The sequence below is a fragment of the Mesorhizobium sp. M0159 genome (assembly GCF_040322295.1).
Classification (GTDB): domain Bacteria; phylum Pseudomonadota; class Alphaproteobacteria; order Rhizobiales; family Rhizobiaceae; genus Mesorhizobium.
This window is the reverse complement of the sequence record NZ_JAMYTF010000011.1, coordinates 109,018-125,992: the sequence shown is the minus strand read 5'-3', so window position 1 is coordinate 125,992 and position 16,975 is coordinate 109,018. Positions and strand designations below refer to the sequence as shown.

The 16,975-nt window shown below is 62.8% G+C and carries 15 protein-coding genes and 1 tRNA gene; 10 read left to right on the top strand and 6 right to left on the bottom strand.

All coding sequences use genetic code 11. The annotated features are described in order from the left end of the window. Positions 1–157: 157 nt before the first annotated feature. Positions 158–457, top strand: coding sequence for a hypothetical protein (locus tag NKJ32_RS14390; RefSeq protein ID WP_352571491.1), 300 nt, complete (start codon positions 158–160; stop codon positions 455–457). A 211-nt stretch (positions 458–668) separates the two neighbouring features. Here the strand turns inward: NKJ32_RS14390 and NKJ32_RS14385 are convergent, their stop codons facing one another. The 3 genes from NKJ32_RS14385 to NKJ32_RS14375 form a co-directional block, all read right to left on the bottom strand. Then, entirely contained in the window at positions 669–884 is a 216-nt protein-coding gene (locus tag NKJ32_RS14385; protein WP_352571489.1) for a hypothetical protein, read from the bottom strand. A gap of 116 nt (positions 885–1,000) precedes the next feature. Next, positions 1,001–1,074, bottom strand: a tRNA-Gln gene (locus NKJ32_RS14380). Between the two features lie 119 nt (positions 1,075–1,193). Beyond that, complete coding sequence (locus NKJ32_RS14375) at positions 1,194–2,126, bottom strand: putative bifunctional lysylphosphatidylglycerol flippase/synthetase (protein WP_352571488.1); 933 nt, start codon at positions 2,124–2,126, stop codon at positions 1,194–1,196. Positions 2,127–2,611: 485 nt separating this feature from the next. Between NKJ32_RS14375 and NKJ32_RS14370 the strand changes: the two genes are divergently transcribed. Both NKJ32_RS14370 and NKJ32_RS14365 read left to right on the top strand, forming a co-directional pair. Further along, positions 2,612–4,024, top strand: a complete 1,413-nt coding sequence (locus NKJ32_RS14370; protein WP_352571487.1) for a Ppx/GppA phosphatase family protein — start codon at positions 2,612–2,614, stop codon at positions 4,022–4,024. Continuing rightward, a complete protein-coding gene (locus NKJ32_RS14365; protein WP_023674449.1) occupies positions 4,021–4,716 on the top strand; it encodes an RlmE family RNA methyltransferase in 696 nt (231 codons plus the stop codon). The genes NKJ32_RS14370 and NKJ32_RS14365 overlap by 4 nt, the downstream gene beginning before the upstream one ends. 181 nt (positions 4,717–4,897) lie before the next feature. On the opposite strand, the gene NKJ32_RS14360 is transcribed toward NKJ32_RS14365, so the two are convergent. Then, positions 4,898–6,319, bottom strand: coding sequence for an MFS transporter (locus tag NKJ32_RS14360; protein WP_352755175.1), 1,422 nt, complete (start codon positions 6,317–6,319; stop codon positions 4,898–4,900). 275 nt (positions 6,320–6,594) lie between these two features. On the opposite strand from NKJ32_RS14360, the gene guaB reads away from it, so the two are divergent. From guaB to NKJ32_RS14345, 3 genes are read left to right on the top strand one after another with little or no spacing between them, the layout of a single operon-like run. Then, positions 6,595–8,097, top strand: coding sequence for an IMP dehydrogenase (gene guaB, locus NKJ32_RS14355; protein ID WP_352458563.1), 1,503 nt, complete (start codon positions 6,595–6,597; stop codon positions 8,095–8,097). A 31-nt stretch (positions 8,098–8,128) separates the two neighbouring features. Then, positions 8,129–8,668 carry a hypothetical protein gene (locus NKJ32_RS14350; RefSeq protein ID WP_352692526.1) on the top strand — a complete coding sequence of 180 codons (540 nt, stop codon included), beginning with the start codon at positions 8,129–8,131 and terminating at the stop codon, positions 8,666–8,668. Positions 8,669–8,696: 28 nt separating this feature from the next. Next, complete coding sequence (locus tag NKJ32_RS14345; protein ID WP_352755177.1) at positions 8,697–9,116, top strand: MAPEG family protein; 420 nt, start codon at positions 8,697–8,699, stop codon at positions 9,114–9,116. A 12-nt stretch (positions 9,117–9,128) separates the two neighbouring features. Here NKJ32_RS14345 and rnd read toward each other — a convergent pair whose 3' ends face one another. Both rnd and NKJ32_RS14335 read right to left on the bottom strand, forming a co-directional pair. Beyond that, entirely contained in the window at positions 9,129–10,280 is a 1,152-nt protein-coding gene (gene rnd, locus NKJ32_RS14340) for a ribonuclease D (RefSeq protein WP_352827891.1), read from the bottom strand. 73 nt (positions 10,281–10,353) lie between these two features. After that, positions 10,354–11,601: an MFS transporter gene (locus NKJ32_RS14335; protein ID WP_023674455.1), complete on the bottom strand. Its 1,248-nt coding sequence runs from the start codon at positions 11,599–11,601 to the stop codon at positions 10,354–10,356. A gap of 256 nt (positions 11,602–11,857) precedes the next feature. Here NKJ32_RS14335 and NKJ32_RS14330 point away from each other — a divergent pair, with 256 nt between their 5' ends. From NKJ32_RS14330 to aspS, 4 genes are all read left to right on the top strand, one after another. Next, positions 11,858–13,126, top strand: coding sequence for an ABC transporter substrate-binding protein (locus NKJ32_RS14330; protein ID WP_352458565.1), 1,269 nt, complete (start codon positions 11,858–11,860; stop codon positions 13,124–13,126). A gap of 68 nt (positions 13,127–13,194) precedes the next feature. Further along, a complete protein-coding gene (locus NKJ32_RS14325) occupies positions 13,195–14,067 on the top strand; it encodes a carbohydrate ABC transporter permease (RefSeq protein WP_352449432.1) in 873 nt (290 codons plus the stop codon). A 19-nt stretch (positions 14,068–14,086) separates the two neighbouring features. Then, complete coding sequence (locus tag NKJ32_RS14320) at positions 14,087–14,911, top strand: carbohydrate ABC transporter permease (RefSeq protein WP_352458566.1); 825 nt, start codon at positions 14,087–14,089, stop codon at positions 14,909–14,911. Between the two features lie 214 nt (positions 14,912–15,125). Continuing rightward, on the top strand, positions 15,126–16,916 hold the full coding sequence (gene aspS, locus NKJ32_RS14315; RefSeq protein WP_352827924.1) for an aspartate--tRNA ligase: 1,791 nt from the start codon (positions 15,126–15,128) through the stop codon (positions 16,914–16,916). Positions 16,917–16,975 lie beyond the last annotated feature (59 nt).

Here is a 16,975-nt window from a genome sequence, read left to right as displayed (position 1 = left end):
TTGCGGTGGTTGTCATGCGGAATTACGGTGACAGTGCACTTTTTACCATGTCGCTCCCGCCGCATGGTGCACCTTGCCCGCGTTCCCGGTCTGCCGCATCCCCCAGCATCGATAACCGCAACATCGGCGACGCGGCAATATTCGATGAGCGGTCCTTGTGGAACGCATAGTCTTCGGACGTGAAAACACTTTGGCTCGCCTGTACGGTGCTGCGGCAGACCGGGAACGCGGGCAAGGTTACACGATGCGGCGGGGCGAACATGGTAAAAAGTGCACCGTCACCGTAATTCCGGTGCACTATTTTCTTTTCGCCGCCTGGCTCGTTTCCGGGTTTCTCGGCTTTGCCGATTTGCCCGGCGATACTCTCGGCCCCCGGGTGCATCGAAAAACCGCGACATCGGCGACGCGGCAATACTCGATGAGCAGTTCTTGCGGAACACATAGTCTTCGGACGTGAAAACACTTTGGCTCGCCCGTACGGTCCGGGGATGCGGCAGGGCGGGAACGCGGGCAAGGTGCACCATGCGGTCAATCTAGACACGGGGCGACATGGTAAAAAGTGCACTGTCACCGTAATTCCTAGATGTAGTGTGCTCAGCCGTCCAGCAAGTATAAGGATCAACGTCGTGCGCGGACGCAGGCACTTGACAGCTTCGATCGCGAGTGGCTCACGCGCCGCCGCTCTGTTGCAGGCTGTGCCATTGTTCAATGCTATCGCATAGGAACTTCACAAATCCACTGCACAGCAACGGCTCAGCTGCACCGTCTGGCGTGAATTCATATATCGCGTCCGACTCATCGATTCCCCAAGTTCCGAGATATTCGCCTTCCTGAGTGACGACAGCGCCGTCCTCAAGCAGGTTTATTGACCATCGAAGATTCATGCCACCTCCCGGTCCGAATGACGCGGATAGAATACCATGCGGATCATCCGCATGGTTGTAACACATGCCATTTTCGGGAATGATCTAAGTAATTGTTTCTATTGAAAAAAAGAAGCTGGCTGGGGAACCTGGATTCGAACCAGGACTAACGGAGTCAGAGTCCGTGGGTCTACCGTTAACCTATTCCCCAGCAGGCGCGGCTGTTGAAAACCACACGGGCAGGGCGGCGACGTCGCCGCGCGTGCCTTGTAGCCGCCGCCGGAAAATAGTCAACCCTGTGTTGGGGCTCAATCATCGTCTTCCGGCACTTCAACTCTCGCTGCGACTGTATTGCGAGTGCTCGAAGAACAGCACCACGCCGAGCGCGATCAGCAGCGGGACGATCAGGTAGAACAGCCGGAACACCAGCAGCGCTGCCAGCACGCCGACCTGATCCATATGTGACAAGCCCGCGAGGAACACCACCTCGAACACGCCGAGCCCGCCCGGCGCATGCGAGATCTGCGCGATCGAGAACGACACCAGGAAGACGCCGAGCACGACGAAATAGCCGGGATTGCCGGCGACGGGCAGGGCGAAGAAGATGATCGCCGCCGCCGCCAGCAGCTCGATCGGGCCGACCAGCAATTGCCGCGCCACGATCGGCAGCGCCGGATAGTGCAACTGAAAGCTGCCGATCCTCAGCGGCCTCAGATGCAGCCAGCTGCCGAAGACATAGGCCGCCACCACGAGCAGCATGGCGAGCCCTGCGGCTTGCGACAGCTTGTGATGCGGCGTGCCGGAAAACCGGTCGATCACCTCGGGCTCGAGCAGCAGGACGATGCTTGAGACGAACAGTGTCGACAGCACGAAGGTGATCCAGCAAATCGCCACCAGAACGCCGACATCCTGCCCGGTCAGGCCCTTGGTGCCGTAGGCGCGGTAGCGGATCACCGCACCAGAAAATACCGAGCCGCCGATATTGTGCGACAGCGCGTAAGTGGTGAACGAGCAGAAGGTGACGAACAGCCACGAGACTTTTTTGCCGATGTGCAGCAGCGCGATGTGGTCGTAACCGGCGAGCGAGGCATAGGCGATGACCGAACTCAGCGCCGCCAGCACCCAGCCGCGCGCCGGGATGGCGATTATGCCGGCCCAGACATCGTCGAGCGAGATGCCGCGCAATTCGTGCAGCAGCAGCCACAGCGAGAACACCACCGCGGCGATGCCGATCACGGGCCAGAAATAACGCCTCCAGTTCATGGCCTGACGATCATGCGTTGCAGCCCGTACCCCGTTTTCCGGTTCGCAGCAGGCAAACCGCCCGCAGTCCCGAATGGTTCATTTCAGAAATGCCTCATTGAAGCCGGCTATTCAACCGGGAAGGCGCGTTGTGGCGCTCGCGCCTTCCCTTCTCCCCTTGTGGGAGAAGGTGGATCGGCGCGCAGCGCCGAGCCGGATGAGGGGTGCCGGAAGGAACTCGGCTCGAAAAAATAAAATGATTTGAAGGGGTTACATCTTCAATGCCGCGATCCTTCCGGCACTCCTCATCCGACCGAGCTTCGCTCGGCCACCTTCTCCCCAGGGGACAAGGGATCACCGACGTCGCCGCCTTCACGCCGCCGGCAAAATTCGCCGCGAGCGCTCTTGGTGATCCGGCCCGGCGCTGATAGTCTGGCGACAACTTGAACATGTAAAAGCGCCTGCTGCGTCCGATCTCGGTTCGCGCGGCGCCGGAAGGAACGACAGTGGAAGACCACGAAGCCGGCGCTGGCGCGCCGGAAGTGGGCGTGTCCAGGGATTCGCCGACGCCGTCCGGCCAGGCAAGCCCATCCACCGGACGCTACGGCCGTCAGGTGCAGCCCCGGTCCGGCAATGGACAGGCTGGCGACACGTCCCACGACCACAAGGGCCAGAACGGCCCGCATCAGAACGGCAAACCCAAGAAACGGCGCAAGCGGCGGCGCGGGCGCAAGGTTTTCGCACGCGACGAGGCTCGTCCGGTGATATCAGGCACTTCGGTGTCCGCCGCCGGCGAGGCCCCGGCCGCTCGCCCGCCCCAGCCAGCGGCTTCGATCGCGCCCCAGTCCTCGATCGCGCAATTGCCTCCAGCCTCGCCAAGGCCGGAGCAAGGTGCCCGCACGCCGCCACCGCTGCAGGAATTGCCGGTATTTGCGGCGCTCGATCTCGGCACCAACAATTGCCGCCTGCTGGTCGCGGTGCCGACGCGCCATGGCCAGTTCCGCGTCATCGATGCCTTCTCGCGCATTGTCAGGCTGGGCGAGGGCCTTACCGCCAATGGTCGGCTTGGCGGCGCCGCAATGGACCGCGCGGTCGAGGCGCTGAAGATCTGCGGTGACAAGTTGCGCAACCGCAAGGTCAGGAAGGCCAGGCTGATCGCCACCGAGGCCTGCCGCACCGCCGCCAACGGCGTCGAGTTCCTCGAGCGCGTCGAGCGCGAGGCCGGCCTGAAGCTCGAGATCATCGACCGCCAGACCGAGGCGCGGCTGGCGGTGTCGGGCTGCGGCTCGCTGGTCGAGCGCGACACGCAAGGCGTCGTGCTGTTCGACATCGGCGGCGGCTCGTCCGAAATTGCGCTGATCGACCTCACCGGTCAGCGCTCGCCAAGGCTTGCCAACCACATCGTCTCGTGGACGTCGCTGCCGGTCGGCGTCGTCTCGCTGGCCGAGCGTTTTGGCGGCCGCACGGTGACGCGCGCGATCTTTGGCGCCATGGTCGAGGATGTCGCAATGCGGCTGCGCGCCTTCGACGGGCGCGATCGGCTGAGCCACCTCCTGTCCAGCCCGAAATTCCATTTGCTCGGCACATCGGGCACTGTGACGACGCTGGCCGGCGTTCATCTCGACCTCGAACGCTATGACCGCCGCCGCGTCGACGGGCTGTGGATGGATCGCGACAGCGTCGACCGCATGGTCGAAAAACTGGTCGGCTGGGATTTCCAGCAGCGCGTCGCCAACCCTTGCATCGGCGCCGACCGCGCCGACCTGGTTCTGGCCGGCTGCGCCATACTGGAGGCGATCCGTGCCGTCTGGCCGTCGGAGCGGCTGCGTGTCGCCGACCGTGGCCTGCGCGAGGGCATACTGAGCGAATTGATGGCCGATGACGGCGTCTGGCGCAACAGCGGGCGGGGCCGGCAATGACCAAAAAACCGGAAAGACCGAGCTCCGCCGGCATTCGCGTGCTGAAGACGAAGATCAAGAAGAAAAGCGGCTTGAAGGAATCGTCGCGCCGCTGGTTGCAGCGCCACATCAACGATCCCTATGTCCAGCGCTCGAAGGCCGACGGCTATCGCTCGCGCGCCGCCTACAAGCTGATCGAGATCGACGACAAGCACCATTTGCTCAAGCCCGGCATGAAGGTGATAGACCTTGGTGCGGCACCCGGCGGCTGGTGCCAGGTCGCCGCCGCGCGTACCAAGTCGACCGCGGAACACCCGAACGTCGTCGGCATCGACTATCTCGAGATGGACGCCGTGCCGGGCGCGCCGGTGCTGCTGATGGATTTCCTCGATCCGCAGGCACCCGAAAAGCTGGCCGAGACGCTGGGCGGCCAGCCCGACATCGTGCTCTCCGACATGGCTGCACCCACCACCGGCCACAAGCGGACCGACCACATCCGCACCATGCATCTTTGCGAGGTGGCGGCCGATTTCGCGCTGTCGGTATTGAAGCCTGGCGGACATTTCCTCGCCAAGACGTTTCAGGGCGGCGCCGAAAACGAATTGCTGGCGAGACTCAAGCGGAATTTCCGCTCGGTCCATCACGTCAAGCCGCCAGCCTCACGCGACGAATCGGTGGAGCTGTATTTGCTGGCGAAGGATTTTAAGGGGTAGCGCCCTTTCCTTCTCCCCTTGTGGGAGAAGGTGGCCTCGCGAAGCGAGGTCGGATGAGGGGTGTTCCAGCTTGGCAACACGCTTGCAGTTATCATCGCCTCATTTCTTCCAACACCCCTCAACCGTCTCGGCGCTGCGCGCCGATCCACCTTCTCCCACAAGGGGAGAAGGGAAGGGGTCCTCAACTCCCCGGCGGGCTCACCGGCTCCAGCGTCTTCGGCGGTGTCAACCTGCCATGTCCCGACACGGCATTGCCGGCGTCCGGCGCCAGCCGCATGAACGACAGCGAGGCTGCCGCCGACACCGCCGCTACGATGAAGAAGGCGGTGTGGAAGTCGCTCAGCGTCAGCGGGCCGCCATGGATCTTGGTCGACACTTCCAGGATGCCGCCGGCCAGCGCCACGCCGAGTGCGATCGCCAACTGCTGGAACACCGCCGTGATCGGCGTGGCCTTGCTGGTGTCGGCGGCCGAAATCTCGGCGTAGGCAAGCGCATTGATGCCGGTGAAGAACATCGAGCGGATAAAGCCCCCGGCGAGCAGCATGGCGAGGATCAGCCCATAGGGCGTGTCGGGTGTGAACAGACCGTTGATGGCGATGGACGCGGCAGCGATGAGCGAGCCTGAAATCAGCACCCGGCGGAAGCCGGCGACCCTGAAGATCAGCGCGGTGACGAATTTCATGCCTATGGCGCCGATTGCCGAGACGAAGGTGATCATGCCGGACTGGAACGGCGTCAGCCCGAAACCAATCTGGAACATCAGCGGCAACAGGAAAGGTACGGCACCAATGCCGATGCGGAACAGTCCGCCGCCGAGCACCGACGAGCGGAACACCCGATTGCGAAACAGCTCGAGCGCCAGCAGCGGACTCTTGGCGCGGCGCGCGTGCAGCAGGTAAAGCACCGCCGATGCCAGCCCGACGGCAACGGTGATAAAGCCGGCAACGGGCGGCAGAGCCGGCAGGCTGACCACCGACAGGCCGAACACGATGCCCGATGCCGCCAGCCCGCTCAGCACGAAACCGGTGAAATCGAGCGGCGGCGTCTGCGCGGCGTCGGTCTTCGGCAGGAAACGCGTGGCCAGCCAGATGCCGATCAGCCCGATCGGCACATTGATCAGAAAAATCCAGTGCCAGGAAAAATAGGTCGTGATGAAGCCGCCGACCGGCGGGCCGACCAGGGGGCCGACCAGAGCCGGGACAGTCAGCCACGACATGGCGGCGACGAGCTCGCTTTTCGGCGTCGCGCGTACCAGCACCAGGCGTCCGACCGGCGTCATCATGGCGCCGCCAATGCCTTGCAGGAAACGTGACACCACGAAAGCCGGCAGCGAATTGGAAATGGCGCACGCGACCGAACCGACGATGAACACGGCGATCGCGGCACGGAAGACATTCTTGGCGCCGAAGCGGTCGGCCATCCAGCCGCTGATCGGAATGAAAATCGCCAGCGATACCAGATAGGCGGTCAGCGCCAGCTTGAGCGCGATCGGGCTGGTGTGGATGTCGATGGCGATCGCCGGCAACGATGTCGCAATGACGGTCGAATCCATGTTTTCCATGAAAAGAGCGACCGCCAGGATAAGCGGAATGGTGCGGTTCACGATGGATCCGGCCTTGAAATCTGCGTCGCGATTCTTGCCGGCCTTGGGGGCCAAACCGACACGTAGGGCGGTTATCACGGCTTGGCCCGGATGTCGCATTAATTTGCTGTCACGTTTGCGCGACTTGTTGCATCCGCGATCAAAACGCGCACGACCATCGGCTTTTCAACGGCCACGGGACGTGTTACGAGCCAGCGCCAATCCTGAAAGGGAAGAAGACGAGTCGGCGCTGTCCATCCAGGGCGAGCGCCTTTCCTGCATTCCGAGGGCTGGCCATGGCAAAAATCATCGAGACGTCCACCGGCGCATTGGCGCTGACCTTTGACGACGTGCTGCTGCAGCCGGGTCATTCCGAGGTCATGCCCGGCGAGACCGACATCCGCACCCGCATCGCTGGCGACATCGACCTCAACGTGCCGATCCTGTCGGCCGCCATGGACACGGTCACAGAGGCGCGGCTCGCCATCGCCATGGCCCAGGCCGGCGGCATTGGCGTCATCCACCGCAATTTCTCGCCGGCCGAACAGGCCGAGCAGGTGCGGCAGGTGAAGAAGTTCGAGTCCGGCATGGTGGTCAACCCGGTCACCATCGGTCCCGAGGCGACGCTTGCCGATGCGCTGGGTCTGATGCGCACCTACAGCATTTCGGGCATTCCGGTGGTCGAGAACGGCGGCACCGGCGGCCATACGGTCGGTCGGCTCGTCGGCATCCTGACCAACCGCGACGTCCGCTTCGCGTCCGATCCGGCGCAAAAGGTCTATGAGCTGATGACCCGCGAGAACCTGATCACGGTCAAGGAGAACGTCGATCAGGACGAGGCCAAGCGGCTGCTCCACCAGCACCGCATCGAGAAGCTGGTTGTGGTCGACCGGGACGGCAATTGCGTCGGGCTGATCACGGTCAAGGACATCGAGAAGTCGCAGCTCAACCCGCACGCCACCAAGGATGCGCAGGGACGCTTGCGCGCCGCTGCCGCCACCAGCGTCGGCGATGACGGCTTCGAGCGGGCCGAGCGCCTCATCGATGCCGGTGTCGACCTTCTGGTGATCGACACCGCGCACGGTCATTCGCAGCGCGTCCTGGACGCGGTGACGCGGGCCAAGAAGCTGTCCAACTCGGTTCGCATCCTGGCCGGCAACGTCGCCACCGCGGAAGGCACCTTGGCGCTGATCGATGCCGGCGCCGACGCGGTCAAGGTCGGCATCGGACCAGGCTCCATCTGCACCACCCGCATCGTCGCCGGCGTCGGCGTGCCGCAGCTCTCGGCGATCATGTCGGCGGTCGAGACGGCGCAGAAATCCGGCGTTTCGGTCATTGCCGATGGCGGCATCAAATATTCGGGCGATCTCGCCAAGGCACTGGCCGCCGGCGCAAGTGCTGCGATGATCGGATCGCTGCTGGCCGGCACGGACGAGAGCCCGGGCGAGGTCTATCTGCACCAGGGCCGCTCCTTCAAAGCCTATCGCGGCATGGGCTCGGTCGGCGCGATGGCGCGCGGCTCCGCCGATCGTTATTTCCAGGCCGAGGTGCGCGACACGCTGAAACTGGTCCCGGAAGGCATCGAAGGGCAGGTGCCGTACAAAGGACCTGTGTCTGGCGTGCTGCACCAGCTTGCAGGCGGCCTGAAAGCCGCTATGGGTTATGTCGGTGGCCGCGACCTTGCCGATTTCCGCGAGCGCGCCACTTTTGTGCGGATATCCAATGCCGGACTTCGTGAAAGCCACGCCCATGACGTCACGATTACCCGCGAAAGCCCGAATTATCCTGGCGGAGCCTGACCGTCATGCGCTTTGGCGCAATCTGGCGGCAATGATCCTGCGGCTGTCGCGCCACGCGGCCGCACTCTGTGTCGCCACCGTGGCGGTTTTCATCATCATGACGGCGATGGAGTTCCTCTATTTTCGCCAATTGAGCGGCGGTCTGCCGTCGCTCGACATGCGCTATACCGGTTTCACCCCGGATGAGGGCATGGCCTGGCTAACAGCCCTCGGCCGGCGCGGCAGCGAAATTATTCTCGTCTGGCATTACCTGACCTTCGACCTGCTTTTTCCGGCGCTGCTATCGCTGACGATGGTCAGCCTGATCCTGGCCACGGGCCGGCGGCTGAAGAATTTCCGTGCACTGCCTGCGCAAACCCAGTCGATATTCGCGGTTGTGCTGGTGCTGCCCTACCTGCTTACCGACTATGCCCAGAATATCGCCGTGGCTCGTCTTTTGTCCGATTTTCTGTCGGCCAATCCGGATTCACTATCCTTCGCCTCGGCGCTGATCGTCACCAAGTTCGCCCTACTGGCGATACCAGTGACGGTCATTGCGGCTTTCACTCTGATGGCTCAGAAACGGCCTTGAAGGCTGGGTGACAACGACAGGGGGCGTCTTGAACCAGACCGCGATCTTCTGGCCGATGCTGGCGCAGGTGCTGCTGGTCTATATCGTCTATATCGTAATGGGCCGGCGCCGCTATGGTGCGGTCAGGTCGGGCGAAGCCAAGACCGGCCAGTTCAAGACGCGCTCGACGGAGCCTGGGTCCAGTATCACCGTCGCCGACAATCTGAGCAACGAGTTCGAACTGCAGGTGCTTTTCTACGTCTTATGCTTGACGCTGCACGTGACCAATGGCGTCAATTATCTGACCTTGGCTCTGATGTGGATCTTTGTCGTCTCCCGCTATCTTCACGCGTCGGTCCACTTGACCAGCAATCGGCTAATCCTGCGCAGCAGGGCATTCTACCTGGGCGCGGTCGTTCTTGCACTTGGCTGGATATGGCTAGCGCTGCATCTGCTCGGCTTGATCTGAGCAAGCTCAAGGCTACAAATCGAATACAGCGATCTTGCGCTTGTCGAACCTGATGGCGAGTTCACCGCGCACCAGCTTGAGCGCGGCCTCGCCGAAGACGGCGCGCCGCCAGCCTTGCAATGCCGGCACGTCGGCTTCCTCGCCCTCGGCAGCGATGCGGTCGATGTCGTCACTGGAGGCGAGTACCTTGGATGCGACGCCCTCCTTTTCGGCAACGATCCGCAGCAGCACCTTCAGCAACTCCGCCGCGGCGCTTGACCCCTCCGGCGGCTGGAAGCTCTTCGGCAGCTTCGGCATCTCTTCCCTGGGCAGGGCAAGGGCAGCGTTTACCGCGCCAAGCAGTGCCGTCGCCGTCGACGAGCGCTCCCAGCCCTTCGGCGTGGTACGCAGCTTGCTCAGCGCCGCAGCGTCGCGCGGCGCCTGCTGCGCCACTTCGTAGATCGCATCGTCCTTGAGCACCCGGCCGCGCGGCACGTCGCGCTCGCGCGCTTCGCGTTCGCGCCAGGCGGCCACCGCCTGCACGATCGCCAGTTCCTGCGGCTTGCGCAGCCGCATCTTGAGCCGCTTCCAGGCATCCTCGGGATGCGGATCGTAGGTCTCGCGCGAGGTCAGCACGTCCATCTCCTCGTTCAGCCAGTGGGCGCGGTTTTCCCGCACCAGCTCGGCGCTGAGATGCTTGTAGACCTCGATCAGGTGGGTGACGTCGGCGAGCGCGTAGTCGAGCTGCTTTTCGGACAGCGGACGGTGGCGCCAATCGGTGAAGCGCGAGGACTTGTCGAGCCGCGCTCCGGTGATGCGCTGCACCAGCTGGTCGTAGGAGACGCTGTCGCCGAAGCCGCAGACCATTGCCGCGACCTGGGTGTCGAACACCGGATGCGGCACCAGATCGCCGAGATGCACGATGATTTCGATGTCCTGGCGCGCCGCATGGAAGACTTTGACGATCGCCTCGTTGGCCATCAGCCTGAAGAACGGTTTCAGGTCGATGTCGGGCGACAGCGGATCGATCAGCGCGGTCACCCCGGGCGCTGCCATCTGGATCAGGCACAGGATCGGCCAGAAGGTCGTTTCGCGAATGAATTCGGTATCGACGGTGACGAATTCCGCCTTTTCGAAAGCGGCAATAGCGGTCTCGAGTTCTTTCTGGGCGGTGATGACGTGCATCAAATCGCTTTTGGCAAGGGATAGGGTCTCTTTCAATTTCAGCCGCGCGCGCTTTCGTCAAGCGCAAGCACCTCTATCCAGGCTTTGCGGGTTCATCGGGATCGGCATTCCGCTTCGCCAACCGGGCAAAAACCGTCGAAGTGCGCAACAGCGCCGTAAAACGGCTGCGATGGGTGGCCGGCACGGCGGAGCGCGCCTGCATCCGGTAAAGGATGACGGCCACGAAGATCGCATAGACGGTGGCGCTGAACACGAACAGCGCGCTCGGCCCGAAAAATTGCATCACCGTCGAGGCTGCGAACGGCCCGCCGATGGCGCCGAAGGAATAAAACAGCATCAAGGCAGCGTTGATCAGCACGAACTCGCCCTTGTCGGCGCGGTCGTTGGAATGCGCCGCTGACAACGAATAAAGCGGCATGGCGAAGCAGCCGAAGATGAAGACGAGCAGGAAGTTGAGAAACGGGCTGCCGCCTGCCACGAATGCCAGCGCCAGTGCCGCCACCATCGCACAGCACGTGGTCATCAGCAGCACCGAGCGCCGGTCCCAGCGGTCGGAGAGATAGCCAAGCGGGTATTGGATGATGGCGCCGCCGAAAATGCCGACGCTGACGAAGGTGACGACGTCGGCGACCGACATGCCGATTTGCTCGGCATAGACCGGCGACAGGGTGCGGAAGGCGCTGTTTGTGACGCCGACGGCGATACAGCCGAAGCAGCCGAGCGGCGAGATCCGCCAGACGCGCGCCAAATCGAGCTTGACGTCTTCCGGCGGCGTCGGATTGGAGCGGTCGCCGAGCGAAACCGGCACCAGCGAAACGGTGATCATCATCGACATGATGGCGAAGATGGCAAAGCCGCCGGCGCCAAAGATCGGGATCAGGAACTGGGCGCCCGTCACCGAGCCGATGTCGACCATCCGGTAGATGGCAAGCACCCGCGCCCGGTCGGTGTTGGTGACGCCGGAATTCAGCCAGGCTTCCATGATGGTGAACAGGCCGGCAAAGCAGAACCCGCCGGCAAAGCGCACGGCGCACCACATCACCGGATCGATGACCAGCACCAAAAGCAGCGTTCCCGCCGAGGCGATCGCCGCGAGTGCCGAAAAGGCGCGCACATGGCCGACGGATTTCATGATGCGGGTCACGGCAAGGCAGCCGAGCAGGAAGCCGGCGAAATAGAACGTGCCCATCAGGCCGATCGAGGAAGCGGGAAAACCTTCCTGGGCACCACGCAGCGCAATCAACGTGCTCTGCAGGCCGTTGCCGCCGAGCAGGATGCCGGCGGCGATCAGGAGGGGGATCAGCGGGCGGATGGAGGACATGAAGGAAAGCCTGTCGTTGATCCTTCTTGAACCATCGCCTTCGCCAATGCCAGCGGCAATTCCAGGTGGCGTTGGGGCCAGCCGGGGGCTACCGCGTGGCGCCGGACCCTCCGTGTTGGGAACCAAGGCGTATCTTTGTAGTTCAGTGCTGGTGGGCGAATACGCGTCTTGTGAGCTGCCGGTGTGCGGAGACGGTGTCAGGCATCGACGTCGTTTCTGCTGCCCGGCCTGAAGCTCCAAAGGGAGGTCCGCCATCATGAAATTTCATTCCGCATTTGCGGCATTTGCCGTGGCCGCAGTTCTGGCGGCCGGGCCGGCGCGGGCAGTCGACCTCGCCATGGTGTCCGGAGATACCGGCAACGGCCAGAGAATCCTTCGCGAGATCCTCGATCAATACGAGAAAAAGACCGGCAACAAGGTTAGCGTCGTTCCGCTGCCTCCCTCGGCGACGGACCAGTTTGGCCAATACCGGCTCTGGCTTGCCGCCGGAAGCAGCGACGTCGACGTCTATCAAACGGACATCATCTGGGCCCCCCAGCTTGCAAGGCAGTTCATCGACCTGACCGAAGCGACCAAGGATGTCGTTGGCGCCCATTTCCCATCGATCATCAAATCGCAGACCGTGGACGGCAAGCTCGTCGCCTTGCCGATATTCACCGACGCTCCGGCGCTCTACTACCGCAAGGATCTCCTCGACAAATACGGCGCCAGGGTCCCGGCCAGCTGGGCTGAACTTGCCGATACCGCCAAGCTTGTCATGGACAAGGAGCGCGCGGCCGGCAACAAGGACATGTGGGGTTTCGTTTTCCAAGGCAACGCCTATGAGGGGCTGACCTGCGATGCACTCGAATGGGTGAAGTCGAACGGCGGCGGCCAGATTATCGAGCCGGACGGCACGATCTCCATCAACAATCCGCAAGCAGCCGCGGCGCTGGAAATGGCGAGGAGCTGGGTGGGAACCATCTCGCCGCCCGGCGTTCTGGCCTACCAGGAAGAAGAGTCGCGCGGCGTCTGGCAGACCGGCAACGCCGTCTTCATGCGCAACTGGCCCTACGCCTACGCGCTTGGCAACAGCGAAAGCTCCCCCATCAAAGGCAAGTTCAAGGTGACCACGCTGCCGCCGGGGTCGGGTGAGGGCGCGCGCCCGGCAGCAACGCTTGGCGGCTGGAATCTCGCGGTTTCCAAATATTCGAAGAACCCGGATGCAGCGATCGAGCTGGTCAAATGGATCGCCTCGCCTCAGATGCAGAAGTACCGCGCCTTGAAGGGGGCATATCTGCCGACCATCCAGGCACTCTATGACGATGCCGACATCGCCGGCGCGCAGCCGGTCATTCCGCGCTGGAAGGAAGTCGTCCTCAACGCGGTGCCGCGTCCCTCGGCCCAGGCCAAGACCAGGTACAATGAGGCATCGAGCGAGTTCTGGACCGCCGTCCACAACACCATGTCCGGCGAGGGCACGGCCGCCGACAACCTTGCCGATCTGGAGTTCTCCTTGACCAGGCTCAAGGGCACCGCCTGGTGACCTCGCCGCGCTCAGGCTCGCTGCTGGCGCGTCAGCGTGTGCGCTCGGCATGGCTGCTGCTTGCTCCGATGCTCATCGTGCTCGCCGCCGTTGCCGGCTGGCCGTTGATGCGCACGATCTATTTCGGCTTCACCGATGCCTCGCTCGCCGACCTCGAAGCCCGCCGCTGGGTTGGCTTCGCCAACTATTTCTCCGTCCTGCAAATGCCGAGCGGCCGCGTCGTCTATGACGGGCTGCTCGCCGATCCGGTCTGGTGGCGCGCCGTCTGGAACACGGTGCGCTTCGCTGTGATTTCGGTGACCTGCGAGACGGTGCTCGGCATGATCGTCGCGCTGGTGCTCAACGCCAAGTTTCGCGGCCGCGGCATCGTACGCGCCGCGATTCTCATCCCTTGGGCCATCCCGACGATCGTCTCGGCTAAAATGTGGCAGTGGATGCTCAACGACCAGTTCGGCATCATCAACGACGTCCTGCTCAAGCTCGGCCTGATCAGCACCAAGATCGCCTGGACGGCCAGCGCCGACACGGCGATGGTCGCCGTCCTTGTTGTCGACATCTGGAAGGCGACCCCCTTCATGGCGCTTCTCATTCTCGCCGGCCTCCAGATGCTTCCACAAGAAATCTACGAGGTCGCCAAGCTCGACGGCGTCGGCGCGTGGAGAATTTTCTGGAAGATCACCTTGCCGCTCATCCGACCGGCGTTGATGGTGGCCATGATCTTTCGCGGTCTCGATGCCCTGCGCATCTTCGACCTGATCTACGTGCTTACGCCAAACAACATACACACCAAGTCGATGTCGGTGTTTGCCCGCGAGAGCCTGTTTGAGTTCGACAAGTTCGCTTCCGGTTCCGCCGCCTCGACGCTTCTCTTCCTTATCCTCGCTCTGCTGACCATGCTCGTTCTTTGGCTCGGCCGGATAAGACTGGACAAGGACTATTGATCATGGGGGACTACTGACCATGTGGATCGTCAAGCGCACGGCTTTCTATCTCCTCGTCGCCGTTATCGTCGTCGTCGCGGTGTTCCCGTTCTACTACGCCATCATCACCAGCCTGAAATCCGGGACGGCGCTCTTCCAGATCGATTATTGGCCGAAGACGATTACCTTCAGCAATTACAAGACCGTTTTCACCGAGGGGACCTTCCTGCGCAACCTCGTGAACTCGCTATTCATTTCGAGCGCCGTTGTCGTCATTTCGCTGTTCCTGGGCGTCACCGCTGCCTATGCGCTGGCGCGCATCCGCTTCCGCGGCCGCTCGGCTCTGCTCCTCACTATCCTGTCCGTTTCGATGTTCCCGCAATTGGCGGTGCTTGCCGGTCTTTTCGAGCTGATCCGCACCTTCGGCCTCTACAATTCGCCGTTCGCGCTGATCTTGTCCTACATGATCTTCACCTTGCCGTTCACCGTCTGGGTGCTCACCGCCTTCGTTCGCGACCTGCCGATCGAACTGGAGGAAGCGGCGATCCTCGATGGCGCCACGCCCTGGATCATCATCAGCCGCGTCTTCCTGCCGCTGATGTGGCCGGCGCTGGCGACCACCGGGCTACTCGCCTTCATCGGTGCTTGGAACGAGTTCCTGTTTGCCCTGACGTTTACCTCCAGCAACGAGCAGCGAACCGTGCCGGTCGCCATCGCCCTGCTCTCCGGCAGCTCTCAATTCGAGATCCCGTGGGGCAACATCATGGCCGCATCTGTGATCGTCACCGTGCCGCTCGTCATCCTTGTCCTGATCTTCCAGCGCAAGATCATCTCCGGCCTCACCGCGGGCGGGGTCAAGGGGTGAGTGCATAGTTGAACTGCCGGCACAGAGCAGCGAACTCAGATTGACGCCTCGAGCACAAATTGATGCCGGTGGGATAGGGGCGGGAAGAACGCGAACTCGACCCGGCTGCCGCTTGCCTTGACAAATGCACCCTCTCATGTGCTTTTCGCGCAAATTTTCAGGCTGGGCCATCATGCCTCGGCCGCAACCCAACATCCGGACTTTAAGAATGACAATGCATCGTTACCGCAGCCACACCTGTGCCCAGTTGAGGAAAAGCGACGTCGGCTTCGCCGTTCGCCTGTCGGGTTGGGTGCATCGCGTGCGCGACCATGGCGGCCTGCTGTTCATCGATTTGCGCGACCATTACGGCCTGACCCAGATCGTTGCCGACCCGGATTCGCCGGCCTTCAAGATCGCCGAGACCCTGCGCGGCGAATGGGTCGTCCGCGTCGACGGCGAGGTCAAGGCGCGCCTCGCCGACACCGTGAATCCCAATTTGCCGACCGGCGAGATCGAAATCTTCGCCCGCGAGATCGAGGTGCTGTCGGCGGCCAAGGAATTGCCGCTGCCGGTCTTCGGCGAGCCGGATTATCCGGAGGACATCCGCCTCAAATACCGCTTTCTCGACCTGCGCCGCGACACGCTGCACAAGAACATCGTCGCGCGGACGAAAATCATCGCCGAGATGCGCAAGCTGATGGGCGACGTGGGCTTCACCGAATTCTCGACGCCGATCCTGACCGCCTCGTCGCCGGAAGGGGCGCGCGACTTCCTGGTGCCGTCGCGCATCCACCCCGGCACTTTCTACGCGCTGCCGCAGGCACCGCAGATATATAAGCAGCTGATCATGGTGTCCGGCTTCGACCGCTACTTCCAGATTGCGCCCTGCTTCCGCGACGAGGACCCGCGCGCCGACCGTCTGCCGGGTGAATTCTACCAGCTCGACGTGGAGATGAGCTTCGTCGAGCAGGAGGATGTGTTCACCACCATGGAGCCGGTGATGCGGGGGGTGTTCGAGACCTTTGCCGCCGGCAAGCCGGTGACGGAGAAGTTTCCGCGCATCGCCTATGATGTCGCCATGCGCAAATACGGCACCGACAAGCCGGACCTGCGCAACCCGATCGAGATGCAGGCCGTCTCGGATCATTTTCGCGACTCTGGCTTCAAGGTATTTGCCAACATCCTTGCCCACGATCCGAAGGCCGAGGTCTGGGCCATTCCGGCCAAGACCGGCGGGTCGCGCGCCTTCTGCGACCGCATGAACTCATGGGCGCAAGGCGAGGGCCAGCCCGGCCTCGGCTACATCTTCTGGCGCAAGGAGGGCGAGAAGCTCGAAGGCGCCGGGCCGCTGGCCAAGAACATCGGCGAGGAGCGCACCGACGCGATCCGACAACAACTCGGCCTTGCCGATGGCGATGCCGCCTTCTTCGTCGCCGGCGATCCGAAGAAATTCGTCTCCTTCGCGGGAGCGGCGCGCATCCGCGCCGGCGAGGAGCTCAATCTTGTCGACCGCGACCGCTTCGAATTGTGCTGGATCGTCGACTTCCCGTTCTTCGAATGGAACGAGGAGGAGAAGAAGATCGATTTCGCGCACAATCCTTTCTCGATGCCGCAAGGCGGCATCGATGCGCTTAACGGCGAGGATCTGCTCGGCATCAAGGCATTCCAGTACGACATGGTCTGTAACGGTTTCGAGATCGCCTCCGGCGGCATCCGCAACCATCTGCCCGAAACCATGGTCAAGGCGTTCGAAACCGTCGGGCTGGACCGCGCGACCGTCGAAGAGCGCTTCGGCGGCCTTTATCGCGCCTTCCAGTATGGCGCGCCGCCGCATGGCGGCATGGCGGCCGGCATCGACCGTGTCGTCATGCTTCTGGTCGGCGCCAGGAACCTGCGCGAAGTGACCATGTTCCCGATGAACCAGCAGGCCTACGACCTGTTGATGAACGCGCCGTCGGAAGCCAGCCCGCAGCAGCTTCGCGAATTGTCGCTGCGCGTCGTGGCGACGAAGAAAGAGGTTTAGGAAACGCTCCGAACCGGTCCTGTGGATTCATAAAAAAGCCCGGCATCGCTGCCGGGCTT